Source organism: Pseudomonas wadenswilerensis, from assembly GCF_900497695.1.
Lineage (GTDB): Bacteria > Pseudomonadota > Gammaproteobacteria > Pseudomonadales > Pseudomonadaceae > Aquipseudomonas > Aquipseudomonas wadenswilerensis.
This window is the reverse complement of record NZ_UIDD01000007.1, coordinates 215,710-233,387: the sequence shown is the minus strand read 5'-3', so window position 1 is coordinate 233,387 and position 17,678 is coordinate 215,710. Positions and strand designations below refer to the sequence as shown.

Genomic DNA, 17,678 nt, shown 5'->3' with positions numbered 1-17,678 from the left:
ACAACCTTACACTTCGCTGCTGCGCGTCAGCTCAAGGATGAGCCCGTGCTCGGCGGCGCTGCTGACTTCTTTCAACTGGCGTTCAGCCATGAAGTAACGCCCTTCCGAAAGCGGCAACCGTTGCAGTTGCCCCTGCCCGTCCACCGGCGCATCGGGCAGGATCTGCTGCACGGCACTGCGCACCTCGGGCGCCAGCGGCCCGTCGAACTCGTGCCAGTCGTACAGGCAGCTCAACAGGTAATCCGCTGCATCTCGCCATTTTTGCTCGAACGTTTCGAAGCGTTGCCCGTGCAGGTTGCGCAAGTAACGTTTCCAGCCCTGCTGCAGCGCCATCCACTCCTGCCTTGGTTCCAGCTGACTGCTCAGGCGTCGGACTTCACGCGCGACGTTCTTGATGATGCGCTCATCGACATCCGCCCTGTGCGCAAACAGCATGCCGCTGGACGGCTCGGGGAAGTCGAGCTTGTCGGCCAGTTGCTGACGCAACCTCAGGCGGATCTCCACCGGATCGGATTCATGCTCCAGATCCAGGTCGGTAATGTTATCCAGCGGATCGAAGGCAGGAAGTGGCCGAGTACCGGCACGAATGCCATTGCGGCGCAGGTCACGCGCCAGGCCGATACGCTGGGCCAGGGAATTGACCAGGTCGCGGCGGTAGAGCTGCTTGTACAACCCGACCACGGCCGCAGTGCGCTGCAGCGGATCGAGCGCCTCCTGGCTCCGACGATAGGCGAGGAACTCGATCTCCAGGGCACTGAAGCCGTCAGCCCCGGCGTCACCGCAGGTTGGCGGATAGGCTTCGGCCACCGCCTGCAGATCACTGAACAGCTGATCGGAACGTGCCGCCGCTCGCAATAGCTTCCAAACCCTGGCGGATATATTGGCGAAATCGAACCTGCCCTCGCTGGACTCCAATGCCCGGTCAAGCACCAGCAACAGCGGACGATGCGTGTCGTCATCCGGGAACAAGGTGTCCCACAGTTGTTGCTGATCGACGCTGGCCTCGCGCAGCCAGCCGGCTGCCAGGCCGCTGGCGCGACGACTGAACGGCATGCCCAGGCCGCGCAAGTGAGCAGCAGCGGCTTCACTGAGCGGATTCTGGTTCAACTGGATCCAGCGGCTGCGCTGGCCGTCGGCACGCAGGTCCGCTCCATAGGCCGTGGTTGCCAGGTCGGGGAGCTGGGTCAGCGCGTTGTTGCTCAGGTCGACCGTGCGCAACCGATACCCCCGCGGCTGCATCAATTCCACAAGCCCCTCGGGCCAGTCTTCGAGTTGGCAGCCACTCAGGCTCAGGTGCTCCAATGCCTTCAGGGTACCCAGCCGCGGAGCTCGGCCCAGGGGGTTGTCGGCCAGGTTGAGTTTGCGCACCCGCACCAAGCCTGCAAAGGCTTCGGCAGCGGCCGCGTCCAGCTGGATGTTGTTATGGCCAAGGTCCAGTTCCTGCAACGGGATTGCCGCCAGGGCCTGCAGTTGCTCGGCATCAAGGGTCGCGCCATTGGCACGCAGGCTCAGGGTGCTCAGTCTGTCGAGCTTGCCCAGCGTGCCGATGGCTTCCATGGGCAGCGTGGCCATCTGGTTGCCGGTGAGGCTGAGCCCGCGCAAGGCCCGCAAGGTTTGCAGCGGGTCGAACATACGGGCATTGACGCTGACCTGATTGCCCTCAAGGCTGAGCAAGCGCAGCTTGGTCCTGGTGCCGAGCGCAGCGGGAATTTCAGTCAAACGGTTGTGATCCAGATTCAGCTCCCTGAGTTCAGAGAACGCCGAGAGGAAATGCTCCGGCACTGCCGTCAGCTCCATTCGATGCAAAAACAACCGGGTGACATGGCTGAATCGCGCTTCAATGACAGGTAAACCGCCAGGCACCCAGGCGGACAGCTCCAGCTCATGCTTGTGCTCGCCCCCTACCTGGCGCCAGGCGGCCTTGAGCCGGTCGCGCAGCCGCTCACGGTCCACCCGCTCGCGAGCGCCGGAAGTTTGCGCCACCCAGTGATCGAGGCTTTGCCCGAGCTGGCGATACTCATCCTCCAGGCGCTGGATGGCAGCGGCGAGGTCTTCATTCTCGACTCTCAGCCGATGCTTGATCTCGGTGATTTCGCTTTCGCGAAGCTCAGGGTACAGCGCGCTCAAGCGACGATACTCGGTAGAGCGCAACGTCCCCACTGCCCCACCCAACGGATAGCCGCGACGCCCGTCGGCCAGTTTAAGCGGCGAGTGCAGCCAGGGACGCGAGGGTTGCTGGCCGATCAGCGTCGAACTGCGTGCGCGATCGCCCAGGGCTTGCCGGGCAAGGCGCTGGCGCAGTTGCGTGGACTCGTAGATCTCTACCCCCAGTGACCTTCGCACGGTGTCTGGCAGCGCACGCAACAGCGCGGCAAAAAAATCATCGCTCACGCCCAGCTCATTGCCCCGGGCATCGAAGACGCGATAGCCACCGTCGTACTTGAGCAACGACCTGAGCTCTGCCCCGGCGTCACCGACGCTGGCCAGCACTTCGCTGCCCAGCGTTTGCTCGTGCAACTCAAGGCGAACATCGGCGTTCCAACCCGGCAAATCTGCCAGCAATTGCAGCCCCAAGCGCTCGCTGTCCAGCGCCAGGTGCGCTGGGAACACCAGCCCTTCCAGCGCACGATTCAGGCGCAGCTGACGCTGATAGGCCCGGGCTTCTTCTGCCAGGCGCCGAGGCACCCGCGCCTGCTCGCCGATCAATTGCGCACGCTCCTGGGCAGTGGCATGCCGGGCGATCTCTTGCGCCAGTGAATCAGGCAGCAGCGCAAAGTCGCGCTGCAGGGTCTTGACCCCCGGATCGGACGAACCTTCGACACTGGCATACAGGCTGTCGAACACCGCGCTGCGCCTGCGTTCCGCCAGCTCGGCCATTTGTTCGCGCAAGGCCGGCACACGCGCAGGTTGCGGCAGGTGCTGGCCCAGCAGCTCGCTGCCTTGCACCTCGCTCAAGGCCTGCAACAGCACTTCGGCCAGCCTGCCGCTGCGTACATCACCGGCCAGGACCTTGATTGCGTGGCCCTGCGGCCAGCGTTCCAGGCCGTAGGTCTGCGATTGCCCCCAAAGCTCCGGCCCGTTGAACACTTGCAGTACGCGGTTGGCTGGCCAGTTGGGTAGCTCGACCAGCAACGCCACCGGGTAGGTCATGCCCGGCTCCAGCGCCGCACCACTGCGAATATCGGCGACCATCCGGGCGATGCGCCGGTCCAGTTGCAGGCGCTGCAAGGTATCGGCCAGCAGCGGTGCGAGCGGCCCCTGCTCGACATGCATATGCCGCAGCATATCGTCGTCGATACCGCTGATATCGGCAGCCTGTGCCAGGGTGGCATCGTCCAGCCCCTCGGCCAGAACGCCGATACGCCGCAACAGCTGGCTGCGTTCCCAGTGCAGCGGTTGCTCGCCCTGGAACTGCCAGGCGCCGTCGCCATATTGCTTGAGCACAGGCTGGAAGGCATCACCCTGGCGCGGGTGTTTGAGGCGCCATTGCTGGCCATCGGCATCGTAGCGCTGCTCATACAGCTTGCCGTCCAGGCGAATGTACAGCCGCTCGTTCAGCGCGTATTGCCCCAGGTCATTGGGTGCCAGGCGCTCGGGCAGTTGCACCGGGCTTTCATAGCCGCTCAAATCGGGCTTCCACAGACGCACTTGGCCATTAGGCAATTCGATGCGCTCAAGACCATCGACAAACAGCGACGGCTCGACCGCGCTGCCGGCCGCACCCAGCGCAGCGATCAACCCCAGGTTGACTGCCAGCGACTCGACCTGGGCCAGGGCTTCAGCGGCTTCGCCGGCCTCCCAGGCTTCTACCCCATGGAACACATTGCCCATCAGTTGCGCGCCGGTAACCGCCAGCATCAGCGGGTTGAGCGCCGGGATGACAAAGGCCGCGGCGTTGAGCACGTTCAAGCCGATGTCCAGCCAGTGCTCCAGGCGCGCCAGGCGCGTGGCGCGATCTTCATCGTCGGTGGGTACCGCCAGCACCCGGGCATTGGCCTTCAGTCTGCGCACTTGCAGGCGCTGCAAGCGGCTCCACAGTTCGCCGCCGAGCGCATGCTCCTGCACCTGCAGGCGCAGATTGAGGATCGGCTGGCGGACTTTTTCCTCGCCCTGATAGCGTTCGACGAACAGCGCAGCGTCCAGGGCGCGTGTGAATACCGGGCGCTCAGCCTGGGGGACGCAGTTGAGGATCGCCTGGCGATAACCGTCGCTTTGCAGGCTGGTGGCCAGGTCGTGGGCAAAGGTGCGGGTCGATGAGTACTCCTTGATCGGGTACAACGGCGCACCGGCAATCCAGGCCACGCAGCGCTCGGTCACGTTGCTCGCCGCCGGATCCGGCCCGATCAACAGCACGCCCTGCAGTACACTGCCCAGCACACTGACCTGGCGACACACCACAGGTTTGCCGTCGAAGGTGGGCACGGCACCCGGCGTACCGTTGGCCAGCGCCAGCAACAGGGCGTGAACCTGCCCGGTGATTTCGCCGTTGCCGCGTGCGCGGTGCACCTGCTCGACAAAATCGGCCCGGGCCGCCTCCATCATGCCGGCGTCCGTACCAGGGCTCTCCAGCACCTGCAGCAGATGGTCCTGGTAGTGCCGGCCAAGGTCGAGCTCGCGGCACAGCGCGACGAATTGGCCGCAGGTCAGGTTCAGAGGTTGATTCTGCCCGTCAGTCAGGTAGCTGAAGGGGCCCAGGTCTTCGTTGTCGCTGAAATTCTGCAGGGCCGCCTCAAGCAGGCTGCTGCTGCGGGTACGGCCCTTGGGAAAGGTGCGCCCGCCACTGGTTTCAAAACCGACGTAGTGCAGTTGCGCCGTCAGCACATCAAGGTCGAGCCTGTAGGTCTCGCGCAACGTGCGGGCCAGCAACGGTGCACAGAACGCGCTGATGCCCTTGAGCCCGGCAAGCTGCCCGGCAAGCGCCTGACGCGCTGACTGCGAGGCCATGATCGCGGCCCGCAGTTGCGGCTCGGTCGAGGACGGCAATTGCTGGCTATGCAGCAGGGCCTGAAAATCCTTGGCCGCCAGATGGCCGACCCAGGCGGGAATGGCCGCGCCGATCAAGGCGCGATGATAGATCAGTGGCGAGGTTTGCGTTACAGGTGTCATCGGGAAAGCTCCTGACAGTGGGGGCTGTCAGGAGACCAGCACCGTCAGTCGCGACGGTGCTAGATAAGTAGTGCATCAACCAGACTGGCGCGTGAGCTGCAACAACAGTGCGCGTTCGGCGGCTGCCTGCCCCCTGGCCAGCACGTTGAGGAACACCGTGTACTGGTGGTCATTGAACGCCTGCCGGTGCAAAGCACCCGCCTCATCAGGGCTGAGGGCCGTGATCTGGGCCCCGATGAAGTCCGCTTCAGCGGCCTGCGTATTCAGAAAGCTGGTCAGGCTGACATCGAGCATCGGTACGGAGGGGTTGCTCGGGTCAAGGCAATGCTCGGCGTACTCCGCACCCTGATACCAACGATCGGTCAACGCATCGAACTGCGGCTTGAAGCGTTGCTTGAGAAACCTTGCCCAGCCCGGCTGCTCGAGCATCCATTGCTGACGGTTGGCGGCACTGTCGAGGCTGCGCACTTCTTGCGCGACCCGGTTGGCCAGGCTATCGCTGACATAGGCCAGGTGGCGGTAGAGCATTCCGGCCGAAGGCTCGGGAAAGTCCAGGCGGGTCGCCAGGGTTCGGCGCAATGCCAGGCGAACTTCAATGTCGTCGACCGTGAACCCCAGGTCGGCGTCGCTGATGTCGTCCAGCGGATCCAGCGCCGGCAATGCCTCGCCGCTGTCCAGCGCATTTTTGCGCAGTTGGCGCAAACTGGAGATGCGGTCGGCAATTCGCTCCACCTCATGGCGGCGATACAGCCGCTGGTAAAGCCCCAGCAACTCACCGCTACGCCCCTGGTCATCCAGCACCTGCCCGGCAAGACGGTTGGCCATGACCTCGACCTCCAGCGCGGCAAACACATCCGCCCCGGCATCGCCGCAGGTGTCGGGAAAACTGCCCGCAATGTCATTGAGGTCGTTGCGCAGCACTTCATCCTGCGCTGCCAGTTCGAGCAAGTTCCACACCCGTCGGGTCAGGTGCGCGGCATCGATCTGCGCCGCTTGCGAGCGCTCCAGGGTGCTCAGGGCGATGAACAGTGGGCGGTTACGCTCACTGTCGAACAGGTCCTGCCATAAACCCTGTTGCGCCTCGCTGCTACCTTCGAGCCACAGCCGGTTGCCGATAGCGTCACCATAGAACACATGGCTAAGGCCCAGCGCCTGCAGGCGCAAGATACCCTGGACATTGAGCGGGTTGTTGGTCAGGCGCAGCGCCAGATCACCACGAGGCCCTATGCGACGCAGGGTCTGGCCGAAGCGGGTTTGCGCCAGGTGCGGTAGCTGTTCAATCTGGTTGTCGGCCAGGTTGATCGAACTCAGTTGGAACTGGTGTTGATTCATCAGCCCGGTGAGCCCGCTTGGCCATTCGCGCAGCTGGCAGGAGCTCAGATCGACGGCTTGCAGCCAGGGCATGATAATCAGGTCGGGGGCACGCATCAGCGGGTTTACGCTCAGGTCCAGATTGCACAGGTAAATAAGGCGCTGAAACGCCGCCGCCCCGGCTTCATCAAGGGTAATCCGGTTGTGCGCCAGGTTCAGATTGCTCAGTCTAAGGTTGGCCAACTGCTCCAGGTGGCGGGTTTCAAGCACCAGGCTGTTGCTGCTCATGTCCAGGTACGTCAACGCAGTCAGCCCCGACAGCGCGTCGATTGCGGCATCGGGCAATTGCCCGAGTTGATTGTTGGCCAGGGTCAGGATTCGTAGCCTGGGCAGGGCCTGGAGCGGCTGGAACATGGTGTCTGTGACCTGCAGCCTGTTGAGGCCCAGGGCCAGTTCTTCCAGTTCTCCACAGTGCCTGATCGACAGCGGAATCTCCGGTAAGTGGTTACCCACCAGGCCCAGGGCCAGCAACTTCGGAAAGCTGCTGAACAGATGTGCCGGAATTTCACCGCCACGCACGCCAGTAGGCCCGACCACGCCGCGCAGGTTAAGTTCGGTGATGTGTTTGAACTGCACCTCCAGCGTCGGCAGGCCGGTGATATCCAGTTCCTGGAGTTCAAGCCTGTGGCTTTCCGAGCCCCCTCCCCGCTGCCAGGCCCGTTTCAGCCGGGAAGCCGCCAGGCGCCGGGTCGGGCTGCCGGGCACCGACCGCTGCCAGTAGTCGAGCTTGAGCTGCAACTGGCGGTACTCTGTCTCCAGCCCCTCGACGATCTCGGCCAGGTCGCGGCCACTCTGGCGCAACTCAGCGACCAGGCGGGTGATCTGGTCCCGGTTCAACTCCGGGTACAGTACGCCAAGGCGTCGGTGGGTTTCCGGCCGCAAGGTACTGGAGGCACCACCCAGGGTATAACCGCTGCGCCCATCTGCCAGGCGCAGCGGTGCGCGGTGCCAGGATTTACGCGGTTGCTGGCCGAGCAGACGCGAGGCCCGGGCGCGATCTTCGATCGCCAGCTGCCGCAGCCTCGCGCGCAACGGCTCAGCATCAAAAATATCCACCCTCAATGCCTGGCGCTCGGCGTCCGGTAAGGCCCTGAGGATGGCGGCAACGTAATCCTCACCACTGAACAACTCGTTACCCAGACCATCATAGGCACGATAGCGCTCGGCGCTGGCGACCAGGATCTTGAGCTCGCCATCGGCGCGGCCGATGCTAGCCAGCAGGCGACCGCTAGCGACCTCCTCACGCAGCTCGATACGCACCTCACCCGTCCAGCCCGGCACCGACTCCAGCAGCCCCAGGGCCAGGCGCTGGCTGTCCGGGTTGTGCGGGGCCGACCACTGCAGCCCTTCCAGGGCACGGCTCAGGCGCACTTGTTGCTGATACAGGCGCGCCTCTTCAGCCAGGCGCAATGGCAGGCGGGCCTCGGCCTGATTGAGCTGGGCATGTTCCGCCAGGCTGGCCTGGCTCTCGATCTCCCGGGCGATGCTTTCGGGCAGCTCGGGGAAGTCCCTGAGCAGCAGCGCAACACCCGGTGAAGGCTGCCCTGCTGTACTTTGCCGCAAGCTGTCGAAGATGGCGGCGCGGCGTTTGTGTACTTGCTTGGCCAGGGCCTCGCGCAAGGCCTGCAGGCGATCACCGGTTGCCACGCTGCTGCCCAGCAGCGAGTTGATTTCGTCCTCGCCGAGCGCCGCCAGGACCTTCTCCGGCAATCGGCCTTGACGGAGCTCGTGGGCCAGCAGCTTGATCGGGCGCCCTTGCGGCCAGCGCTCCAGGCCGTAGGTGGATGAAGCGCCCCAGAGCTCAGCCCCCTTGAACACCTCCAGCACCCGGTTGGCGGGCCAGTTCGGCAAATCGACCAGCAAGGCTACCGGGTAGGTCATGCCTGACTGCGGCGCCAGGCCGGCGCGCACATCGCTGATCAACCGGGTGATGCGCTGTTCGAACTGCATGCGCTGCAGGGTATCGGCCAGCAGCGCAGGTATTGGCGACTGGTGAACGTGGGCACTGCGCAGCGCCTGTTCCTCGACGCCACTGATGTGCAGCGCCTGCTCGAGCTGTGCGTCATCCAGGCCGTCGGCCAGTGCACCGATGCGCCTGAGCAACTGGCCGCGTGGCCAGTGCAGCGGTTGCTCGCCCTGATACTGCCAGGCGCCCTGGCCGTTGTGGCTGAGCACAGGCTCATAGGCCGCCGGGTCAGTCGGGTGCACCAGGCGCCACTGCCCGCTGTCGACGTGCAGGCGCTGCTCGTACCAGTGCTCCTGCAGACGCAGGTAGTAGCGCCCCTCGTGCAGGTACTGGCCGAGGTCGTTGACCTGGACGCTGTCGGGGATCTGCACCTTGCAGGCATAGCCGCCGAGGTCGGCTTTCCACAGACGTGTCTGGCCGTCGGCCAGTTCGACCCTGCGCAGGCTGTCGACGAAGGCCGATGGCTGCAAGGCGCCAGCCGCGGCGCCCAGGCCGGCGAACAGCCCCAGGTTGAGGGCCAGCGACTCCAGTTGCGCGAGCGCCTCGGCGGTTTCATGCACTTCCCAGGCGTGGACGCCATGGAACAGGTTGCCCATCAACTGCGCGCCAGTAACCGCCAGCATCACCTCATTCAGGCCGGGCACCACGAACGCGGCGGCGTTGAGTACATCCAGGGCAATTCCCAGCCAGCTGTCCAGGCGCCGCAGCCGTGCCTGGTAGTCTTCATCACTGGTCGGCACTGCCAGCACCCGGGCATTGGCCTGGAGCCTGCTTACCTGCAAGGTTTGCAGCTTCGCCCACAGCGGCCCTTGAAGAATGCGCTCGCTGACCTCCAGGCGCGGCTGGGCAATGGCCTGGCGAATCTGTTCGTTGCCGTGGAAACGCACCTCGAACAGGGTGCGCTCCAGGCGGCGGAGGAATTGCCCCTTGAGCGCCTGCGGCACCTTGGCCGCCAGGGCACGGCTGTACTCGGTGGATTGCAGACTGATCGCCAGGTCCTTGGCGAAGGCGCTGGCCGAGCTGTACTCCTTCAACGGTGCCAGGGGCGCACCGGCGATCCAGGCCACACAACGTTCTGTCGATTCGCTGCCGGCCGTTTGTGGCCCGATCAACAGCACGTCGGCCAGCTCGCAGCCGAGGATGGCCAGGCGACGGCAGACTACCGGCCTGCCGTCGAGCATGGCCGGGATCCCCTTGAGCAGCGCCTGCAGCATTGCATGGGCCGAGGCACTGATTTCGCGTTTCATCCTGGCCCGTTGCACCAGCAGCTGGAAATCGGCGCGGGTGGCTTCGCTCATCTGCTCACGCAGTTGCTGCGTATTGCCCGCCTCGTCAAAGACCTGTTGCAAGTGCTGCTGATAACGCTGGCCCAGATCGAGGTCACGGCACAGGGCGGCGAAATCCTCGCCGGCCAAGGCCAGCGTATCGGCCACCTGGCCCTCGCGGGTGAGATAGCTGAAGTGGAAGTCCTCATTGGCTGCGAAGTTCTGCAACGCGGCTTCCAGCAGGCTGGCGCGTCGCTCCGGCCCCTTGATCACTGGCCGTCCGTCCACCAATTCGCGGGCCCAACGGTGCAGCTGGGCACGGGTCACGTCCAATTGCAGGCCGTGCTGGTCAAGCAATGCCCGGGTCAGCAAGGGGGTGGCGAACTTGGTGATGCTCTGCAGCCCGGACAATGTCCCGGCCAGGCGCCAGCGCGCGTCTTGTTGCGCCTTCGCTGCATCGAGCAGGGCCTTGCGCTGCTGTGGCTCGCTGTCATTGAACCAGGCATGGGGCTGGCCCTGGCGGTCAGCATGAATCGCCTGCTGGCTGTGCAGCAGCGCTTGAAGGTTGTTGCGATTGAAATGCTCGAGCCTGGGGCGCAAGCCAGCGGCCAGGCGCTTGTGGTGAAAGAGGACGGCGGATGGTTCAGGGGTATCGGACATGGCCAGGTTACCTGCGGATGGAATGGATCCGCAGGTAACCCGATTCGATGGGTTCCCAGGCGTTACATAACTACTGCCCGCGTTTTAATCGGGTCTTCACGCAATCCCGGGGGCTATGAGCCTTGGGTTGGGTTGGGATGTTGAGGCTACGGCTGTGGGCTTATCCATTCGATGTGGCGCCGCTACCGGCCCCTTCCGCCCTTACGGCGGGTCCCTTTTGTCTTACGCCGTAAAGGCGGAAGGGGCCAGCAGCAGCCCCACACTGAATGGATAAGCCCGCAGCCTCAACATCCCAACCCAACCCAAGGCTCATAGTCCCCGGGATTCCGCGAAGAGCCTTTTAATCAGCCTTGCCCACCGGCATCTGGGACGGCGGCAAGCCCTGGCCCGGCGTGACCACCTCGCTCAGGTCGATATGCTTGAACACCGGCTTCGCCCCCAGCCGCGCATTGAAGCGGGTATTGAAGCTGAACGGGTCATCGGTCGGCACCGCCAGCGAGCGCCCGTACACCGCGGCGATCCCGGCCGGGTCGTAACCAAGCAGCTGCAACAGGGTCGGGAAGATGTTGTAGTGGCTGGAGCGGTCTTTGTTGGCCGCCAGTTGCGCCTGCCAATCGAGGGTCTGCAAACCCTGGCCCTGGATCACCACCAGCGGCACCAGGCCCTCCTCTTCCACCGGGTTGCTGTCGCAGTGCGTATTCAGGCCGGGGTTGCCGCGTTCGTGCAGGTCCTGGCCGTGGTCGGAGGTGTAGATGAGTACCGCCTGGCTAAGATCAGCTTGGGCGAACAGGCGATTGAAGAACTCGCCGACATTCCACAACAGGCTGTTCATGTACGAATTGCGGTACAGCACCCAGTCTTCGGGCTGACCGGAAAACCCATCGCGCCGGCCGGTATCGGTGATGTCGGTGTACTGCCCGCGCGGCAAGGCCGGGCGGTAGGTCATGAAGTCGTCCGGGTACTTGTCGTGCACGGGGAAATGCACGCCAACCTTGTTGATCACGATCAGCTGCGCCTTTTCATCGCCCAACAGTTCAGTGAGCTTGGCCGCTGCGGCCATGTCGCGGTCGCGCACCGGGGTGCTGTCGAACTGGATGAACTGGTCGATGTCGCGTTTTTCCGCCGCATTCATCAGGTTCTGCAGGTTGCCGCCCGTGCGCTGGGCATCGATGTACACGGTGCCAAGCCCTGCGACCTTGGCGTATTGCCAGATCGACGGCAGGGTCGAGTTGATGCGCAGGTAGTCGTCGCGGGTGCCGCCATAGCGCAGGGTGACGTTGGTGTCGGAGCTGCAATTGGCAATCGAGGCGGCGTAGCCATAGTTGAAGATACTGACCCCGGGGCGCGCCTGGTTGAGCTGGCTGCGTACGCCATGGGCGGTGTTCAGGTCCAGGTAATTGCCCGAGACGCTTTCGTCGATGATCAGCACGATGTCGCGGGCCAGGGCCGGGCCGCTGCGGGCCAGGGTCACCGGTTCGCGCGGGCCGACGCTGTCGTGCAGCGATTCGTAGAGCATCAGGTTGGCGTAGGCCAGTGGCGTGTACATGATCGGCAGGCCACGGGCCCCCTCGCCAGCGCGCACGAACAGGATCGCGGTGAGCAAGGCGATGCCCAGCAGCGGCGCGGCCCACGGCAGTGCCCTGGGCCCTGGCACCCTGTGCCGTGGTGCGAGCCCCAGGCCCAGCAGCAACAGCAACGACCTGCCCAGCACCTGCAGGATCACGCTGTGGTACTGCTCGATGGCTTCACCGACAAAACCACCGGAATACACCATCGAGATAAAGCCGCTGTAGGTCAGGTAGTCGGCGGTAATGCGCGTGTAGGCATCGAAAAACACCGCGCTGGCGCTGAACACCAGGGCCAGGCCCCAGCGCAGCCAGGCCTGGCGGATGTTGGCGCACAGCAGCAAGGCCAGCACCAGCAGCACCAGTACACCGACATACAACAGCAACGCCGGGCTCAGGCCGATGGCCTGAAAGCGCTCGATGTAGTACGGGTAGTTGCTCAGCAGGTACAGCGCGAGCAGCAGTTCCTTGAAATATCTGTGCATCTCTCCCTCGCCAGCAACGCTTGCAACTGCCCCGGACACTGACACGTTAGCAGTGCCTCGACAAAGCGCAAACCGGAACAACGTCAATTTTATGACTCAACTTGGCGGCGCCAATTCTGACAGTTCAAAAATGCGAAAACGTTGCATTCGTGAAACAGTGATATCCGTTAAGCCCTTGTTTACCGGGGGCTGCGACCGTTCATCGTTTTGCTATGCGGCAATTGGCCAGTGCTTACTCAAGCTAACTCACGGATTTAGAACGGCTTGATGGCAAAAAGCCTAAAACTTAGCCTGTGTAAATCAGACGAAACATGCCATTTCATTGACACGACTTCCTACGGGTGGGCTATACCGAAATCACACCACTGTTTCATCCTCATTACTCCATACGAGGCACGCCGACATGGACGTGAGCGTATTTGGCACCGGCTATGTCGGTCTTGTACAAGCTGCAGCCCTCGCAGACGTAGGACACCGGGTTCTGTGCATCGATATTGATGCGCACAAGATCAGTCAACTGCGTCAGGGCGTACCGCCAATCAGCGAACCCGGCCTTTCGAGCATGCTCGAAGAAAACATCAAGGAAGGCCGCCTGCTGTTCAGTACCCAGGCCAGTGACGCCGTCAACCACGCCGAACTGATCTTCATTGCCGTCGGCACGCCGCCGGACGAAGACGGCTCGGCCGACCTCTCCCATGTCCTCGGGGTAACCCGGCAGATCGCCGGGCTGATGGACGCCGACCGCACCCTGATCATCAAGTCCACCGTGCCGGTCGGCACCGCCGACAAGGTCGCCGCCTTGGCCCGCGACGAACTGGAGCGCCTGGGCAAAGGTGCGCTGAAGGTACGGGTGGTGTCCAACCCCGAGTTCCTTAAAGAAGGCAGCGCGTTGGCCGACTGCATGCGCCCGGACCGGATCATCGTCGGCACCGCCGACAGCCAGGCCCATGACCAGCTTGCCGAGCTCTACGCGCCCTTCTGCCGCAATCATGAAAAGCTCATGTTCATGGACAACCGCAGCGCCGAGCTGACCAAGTACGCGGCCAACGCCATGCTCGCCACGCGCATCAGCTTCATGAACGAGCTGGCCAACCTCACCGAGCACCTGGGCGCCGACATCGAAGCCGTGCGCAAGGGCATCGGCTCCGACCCGCGCATCGGCTATCACTTTATCTACCCGGGTTGCGGCTTTGGCGGTTCGTGCTTTCCCAAGGACCTGCGCGCCCTGCTGCACACTGCCGAGCATAGCGGCATGCCGCTGCGCTTGCTGCAAAGTGTCAGCGAGGTCAACGACGCGCAACGGCAGATCCTCTTCGCCAAGCTCAAGCAACGCTTCCCCGGCAGCCTGGCGGGCAAGTCGATTGCCGTCTGGGGCCTGGCCTTCAAGCCCAACACCGACGACATGCGCGAAGCGCCCAGCCGCTACCTGATGGAAGCGCTGTGGGCCGAAGGCGCCACCGTGTGCGCCTTCGATCCGGAGGCGATGTCCGAATGCCGGCGCCTCTACGGCTACCGCAAAGACCTGCAACTGTGCGCCACCCGCGACGACACCCTGGAAGACGCCGATGCCCTGGTGATCTGCACCGAGTGGAAGACCTTTCGTGTGGTCGACTTCGCCCTGCTGGCCAAGAAGCTGCGCAGCCGCCTGATCATCGACGGGCGCAACCTGTACAACCCCGATCAGGTCGCCACCTTCGGCCTGAGCTACATTGGCATCGGCCTGCGCCAGGTCCAGCCGGAGGTGCCGGCGCCATGAAGATCCTGGTCACCGGCGCTGCCGGTTTCATTGGCGCTCATTGCAGCCTGCGACTGTTGCGCGACGGCCATCAGGTGATCGGCCTGGACAACTTCAACGACTACTACGACCCGGCGCTCAAAGAAGCACGGGTGCGCTGGGTCGAAGCCGAAGCGGGTCCGTTGACCCTGTACCGCCTGGACCTCAACGATGCCGCCGGCATGGCCGAACTGTTCGCCAGCGAGCAACCCGACGTGGTGATTCACCTGGCCGCGCAAGCCGGGGTGCGCTACTCGCTGGAGAACCCGCGGGCCTATATCGACAGCAACCTCTGCGGCTTTCTCAACATTCTCGAAGGCTGCCGCCGCCATCCCGTGCAGCACCTGCTGTATGCCTCGTCGAGCTCGGTGTACGGCGCCAACCAGCACACCCCGTACCGGGTCGAGGATGCCGTCGACCATCCGTTGTCGCTGTACGCCGCGACCAAAAAGGCCAACGAGGCCATGGCCCACAGCTACAGCCACCTGTTCGGCATTCCCGCCAGCGGCTTGCGTTTCTTTACCGTGTACGGCCCCTGGGGCCGTCCGGACATGTCGCCGATCCAGTTTGCCCGGGCGATTGCCGAGGGCCGGCCGATCCCGCTGTTCAACTATGGCCAGCACCAGCGCGACTTCACCTACATCGACGACATCGTCGAAAGCCTGGTGCGCCTGATTCCCCTGGCGCCACAGGCCAACCCGGGCTGGGACCGCGATCAACCGGACGCGGCCAGCAGCCATGCACCGTGGCGCTTGTTCAACATCGGCGGCCAGCGCCCGGTGGAGCTCACCGACTACGTCGCGCTGCTGGAAAAACACCTGCAGCGCAAGGCAGCCATCGAACTGCTGCCGCTGCAACCGGGCGATGTGCTAGCCACCTGTGCCGATGGCAGCGCCCTGGAACGGATCACCGGCTTCACCCCCCAGGTTTCGCTGGATGAAGGGCTCGGGCGCTTTATTGCCTGGTTTCATCAGTACTACTCGCACACTGGCAAGGACGCCAAACGCGATAACGGGCAGGCGCCCGAGCATCAACGGAGGGCGGTATGACAGGACAACCTAAAAGTGCGCAACTGCAGGCACTGTACCAAGACAAGCGCATGGACCCTGCGCATCGCCAACGCATCGACGCGGCCATTCACATGCAAGGCCGTGGCTGGCTGACCGGCCGCGCTGGCGGGCGTCCCTGGACCCTGTCGCGGACCAACCGGGTGCTGGCCTGTTTCGGCGCCCTGTGCATCCTGGTGCTGATTTCGCCGCTGCTGGTGCCACTGGCCGTACTGGTCAAGCTCAGCAGCCCCGGCCCGGTGTTCTTCGTGCAAAAGCGCACCGGCTACCGCGGCCGCACCTTTGGCATGTACAAGTTCCGCACCATGGTCGCCAACGCCGAAGCCTTGAAGGATTCGGTGCGCCACCTGAACAAGCACGGCGCCGATGCCATCGATTTCAAGATCGACAAGGACCCGCGCGTCACCCCGATCGGCCGCTGGCTGCGGCGCAGCAGCCTGGACGAGTTACCCAACCTGTTCAACGTGGTGCGCGGTGACATGCGCCTGGTCGGCCCCCGCCCCACCTCGTTCAACGCCTATCGCTACAAAGACAACCACCTCGCCCGCCTGAGCATCCACCCCGGCATGACCGGCCTGTGGCAGATCTCCGGACGCAGCGACATAGACTTCGACCAGCGAGTCGAACTGGACCTGAGCTACATCAACGAACAGAGCTTGATGCTGGATCTGAAAATCCTCTTCAAGACTCCTTTCAAAGTCTTCAGCGGCCACGGAGCAAGTTGAATGGACGGTTCTACTTCTAGAAGTCTGACGATCGCCACCCCGAGCGAAACCAACCTGACCTCCACGGTGCTCGATGAAGACCAGCGCATCCTGCTGCTAACCGCCGCCAACACCGGCAGCGGTACCAGCACCAGCGCCCTGGCCTTTGCCAGCCAGTTGGCGTTGATGAGCGGCGGCCCGGTATTGCTGGTCGACAGCAGCCCCAGCAACAACAACCTCAGCCAGCAGTTGAGCCTGCACAAACTGCGCGGTTTCAACGACCTGATGTTCAACCAGGACACCCCGCCGTTGATGCAGGACTGCATCGTGCGCCTGTCCGACCAGCCGTTCGACGTGCTGCCGGCCGGCACCTACAAGCGCGGCAAGGAGCGCCTGAACCCCGACCTGCTGCGCGTGCTGCTCAAGCACATGGGCGAGCACTACCGCTTTGTGGTGGTCGACGGCGAGGCGGTGTACGCCAGCGCCGACAGCCTGATCATCGGCACCCTGGTCGATGGCGTGGTGCTGGTGGTGTGCGCCGAGGAAACCCGGTGGGAAGTGGCCCAGGCAGCCGCCCAGCGCCTGACCCAGGCCGGCGCCAGGCTGATCGGCAGCGTGTTCAACCGGCGCAAGTACTACATGCCCAAGTGGCTGTACAACAACCTTTAGGCCAGCAGCCCAGGAGCCTCACATGAAATACACGACGTTCGCGCTGTGCCTGCTGACCCTGGCCGGCTGCGCCAATCAGGACACCCGGCAGATGCCGGTACAGATCATGACCGCCGCCCCGGCCAACGCCCAGGATGCCGAGTTGCCGCGCAGCGAGCAGGTGCTGCGCCCGCAGGACGTGCTCGATGTGATCTTCCACATCAGCACCAGCGGATCGGCGTCGTACCGCATCCAGTCCGGCGACACCGTCGGCCTGGCCTTCCCCGCCGCCAGTTCGCTCAATGGTAACCAGCTGGTGCTGCCCGACGGCACCATCGAGCTGCCACGGGCCAACACCTCGGTGAACATCGCCGGGCAAACCCCGGATGAAGCCCGGCGCACCATCCAGCAGGCGTACCGCAACAAACGCCTGTTCCAGCCGGGGCGTGACAACGTCACCGTGCAGGTGATCAGCCCGCTGACCAACGAGCAGAACCTCAAGAGCGCCCTCAACCACCCGGCCACCGGCATGAGCCGCGAGATCACCGTGGGCAGCGATGGCCAGGCCAGCTTTCCGGAAATCGGCTCGGTACCGCTGCAGGGCATGACCGTCACGCAACTGCAGACCTACCTGAACAAACGCTACGCCGACCTGCCCGGGCGGATGACCGTGGACGTGATGCTCAAGTCCACTGCGGTCAACGAGATCTACGTGCTGGGTGAAGTCGGCCAGCCCGGCGCCTACCCGATCCGCCGCCCGGTATCGGTGCTCGAAGCCCTGACCCTGGCCCGTGGCCCGAACGTCAAGGCCCGGCTCGATTCGGTGGTGATCATGCGCCGCAACGGCAACCAGGTGCAGGCCGTGCCGTACAACGTCGACAAGGCCCTGGATGCCAGCGCGGCGCAAGTGGCTTATCTGCAGCCGGACGACATGCTTTACGTGCCCAAGACCAAGCTCGCCAGCGCCGGCGACCTGGCCCGGCAACTGGCTGACGTGGTGCTGTTCCAGGGAGTGGGCTTCAGCTTCGGTTATCGCGTTGACAACAAAGACAGCGACAACAACTAAT

At 63.9% G+C, this 17,678-nt stretch carries 8 protein-coding genes; 5 read left to right on the top strand and 3 right to left on the bottom strand.

The features are described 5' to 3' along the window. Nucleotides 1-6: 6 nt before the first annotated feature. The 3 genes from CCOS864_RS12105 to CCOS864_RS12095 form a co-directional block, all read right to left on the bottom strand. Entirely contained in the window at nucleotides 7-5,106 is a 5,100-nt protein-coding gene (locus CCOS864_RS12105) for a dermonecrotic toxin domain-containing protein (protein WP_115086527.1), read from the bottom strand. A 75-nt stretch (nucleotides 5,107-5,181) separates the two neighbouring features. Continuing rightward, entirely contained in the window at nucleotides 5,182-10,368 is a 5,187-nt protein-coding gene (locus CCOS864_RS12100; protein WP_115086526.1) for a dermonecrotic toxin domain-containing protein, read from the bottom strand. Nucleotides 10,369-10,708: 340 nt separating this feature from the next. Next, nucleotides 10,709-12,418: a sulfatase-like hydrolase/transferase gene (locus CCOS864_RS12095; RefSeq protein WP_115086525.1), complete on the bottom strand. Its 1,710-nt coding sequence runs from the start codon at nucleotides 12,416-12,418 to the stop codon at nucleotides 10,709-10,711. 403 nt (nucleotides 12,419-12,821) lie between these two features. On the opposite strand from CCOS864_RS12095, the gene CCOS864_RS12090 reads away from it, so the two are divergent. From CCOS864_RS12090 to CCOS864_RS12070, 5 genes are read left to right on the top strand one after another with little or no spacing between them, the layout of a single operon-like run. Continuing rightward, nucleotides 12,822-14,174, top strand: coding sequence for a UDP-glucose dehydrogenase family protein (locus tag CCOS864_RS12090; RefSeq protein ID WP_115086524.1), 1,353 nt, complete (start codon nucleotides 12,822-12,824; stop codon nucleotides 14,172-14,174). After that, nucleotides 14,171-15,241, top strand: coding sequence for an NAD-dependent epimerase (locus CCOS864_RS12085; protein WP_115086523.1), 1,071 nt, complete (start codon nucleotides 14,171-14,173; stop codon nucleotides 15,239-15,241). The genes CCOS864_RS12090 and CCOS864_RS12085 overlap by 4 nt, the downstream gene beginning before the upstream one ends. Continuing rightward, the gene (locus tag CCOS864_RS12080; RefSeq protein ID WP_115086522.1) at nucleotides 15,238-15,984 is read left to right on the top strand and encodes a sugar transferase; all 747 of its coding nucleotides are present in this window, start codon (nucleotides 15,238-15,240) and stop codon (nucleotides 15,982-15,984) included. Before CCOS864_RS12085 ends, CCOS864_RS12080 begins: the two co-directional genes overlap by 4 nt. Beyond that, nucleotides 15,985-16,632, top strand: coding sequence for a CpsD/CapB family tyrosine-protein kinase (locus tag CCOS864_RS12075; RefSeq protein WP_115086521.1), 648 nt, complete (start codon nucleotides 15,985-15,987; stop codon nucleotides 16,630-16,632). A 22-nt stretch (nucleotides 16,633-16,654) separates the two neighbouring features. Then, nucleotides 16,655-17,677 carry a polysaccharide biosynthesis/export family protein gene (locus CCOS864_RS12070; protein ID WP_115086520.1) on the top strand — a complete coding sequence of 341 codons (1,023 nt, stop codon included), beginning with the start codon at nucleotides 16,655-16,657 and terminating at the stop codon, nucleotides 17,675-17,677. Nucleotide 17,678 lies beyond the last annotated feature (1 nt).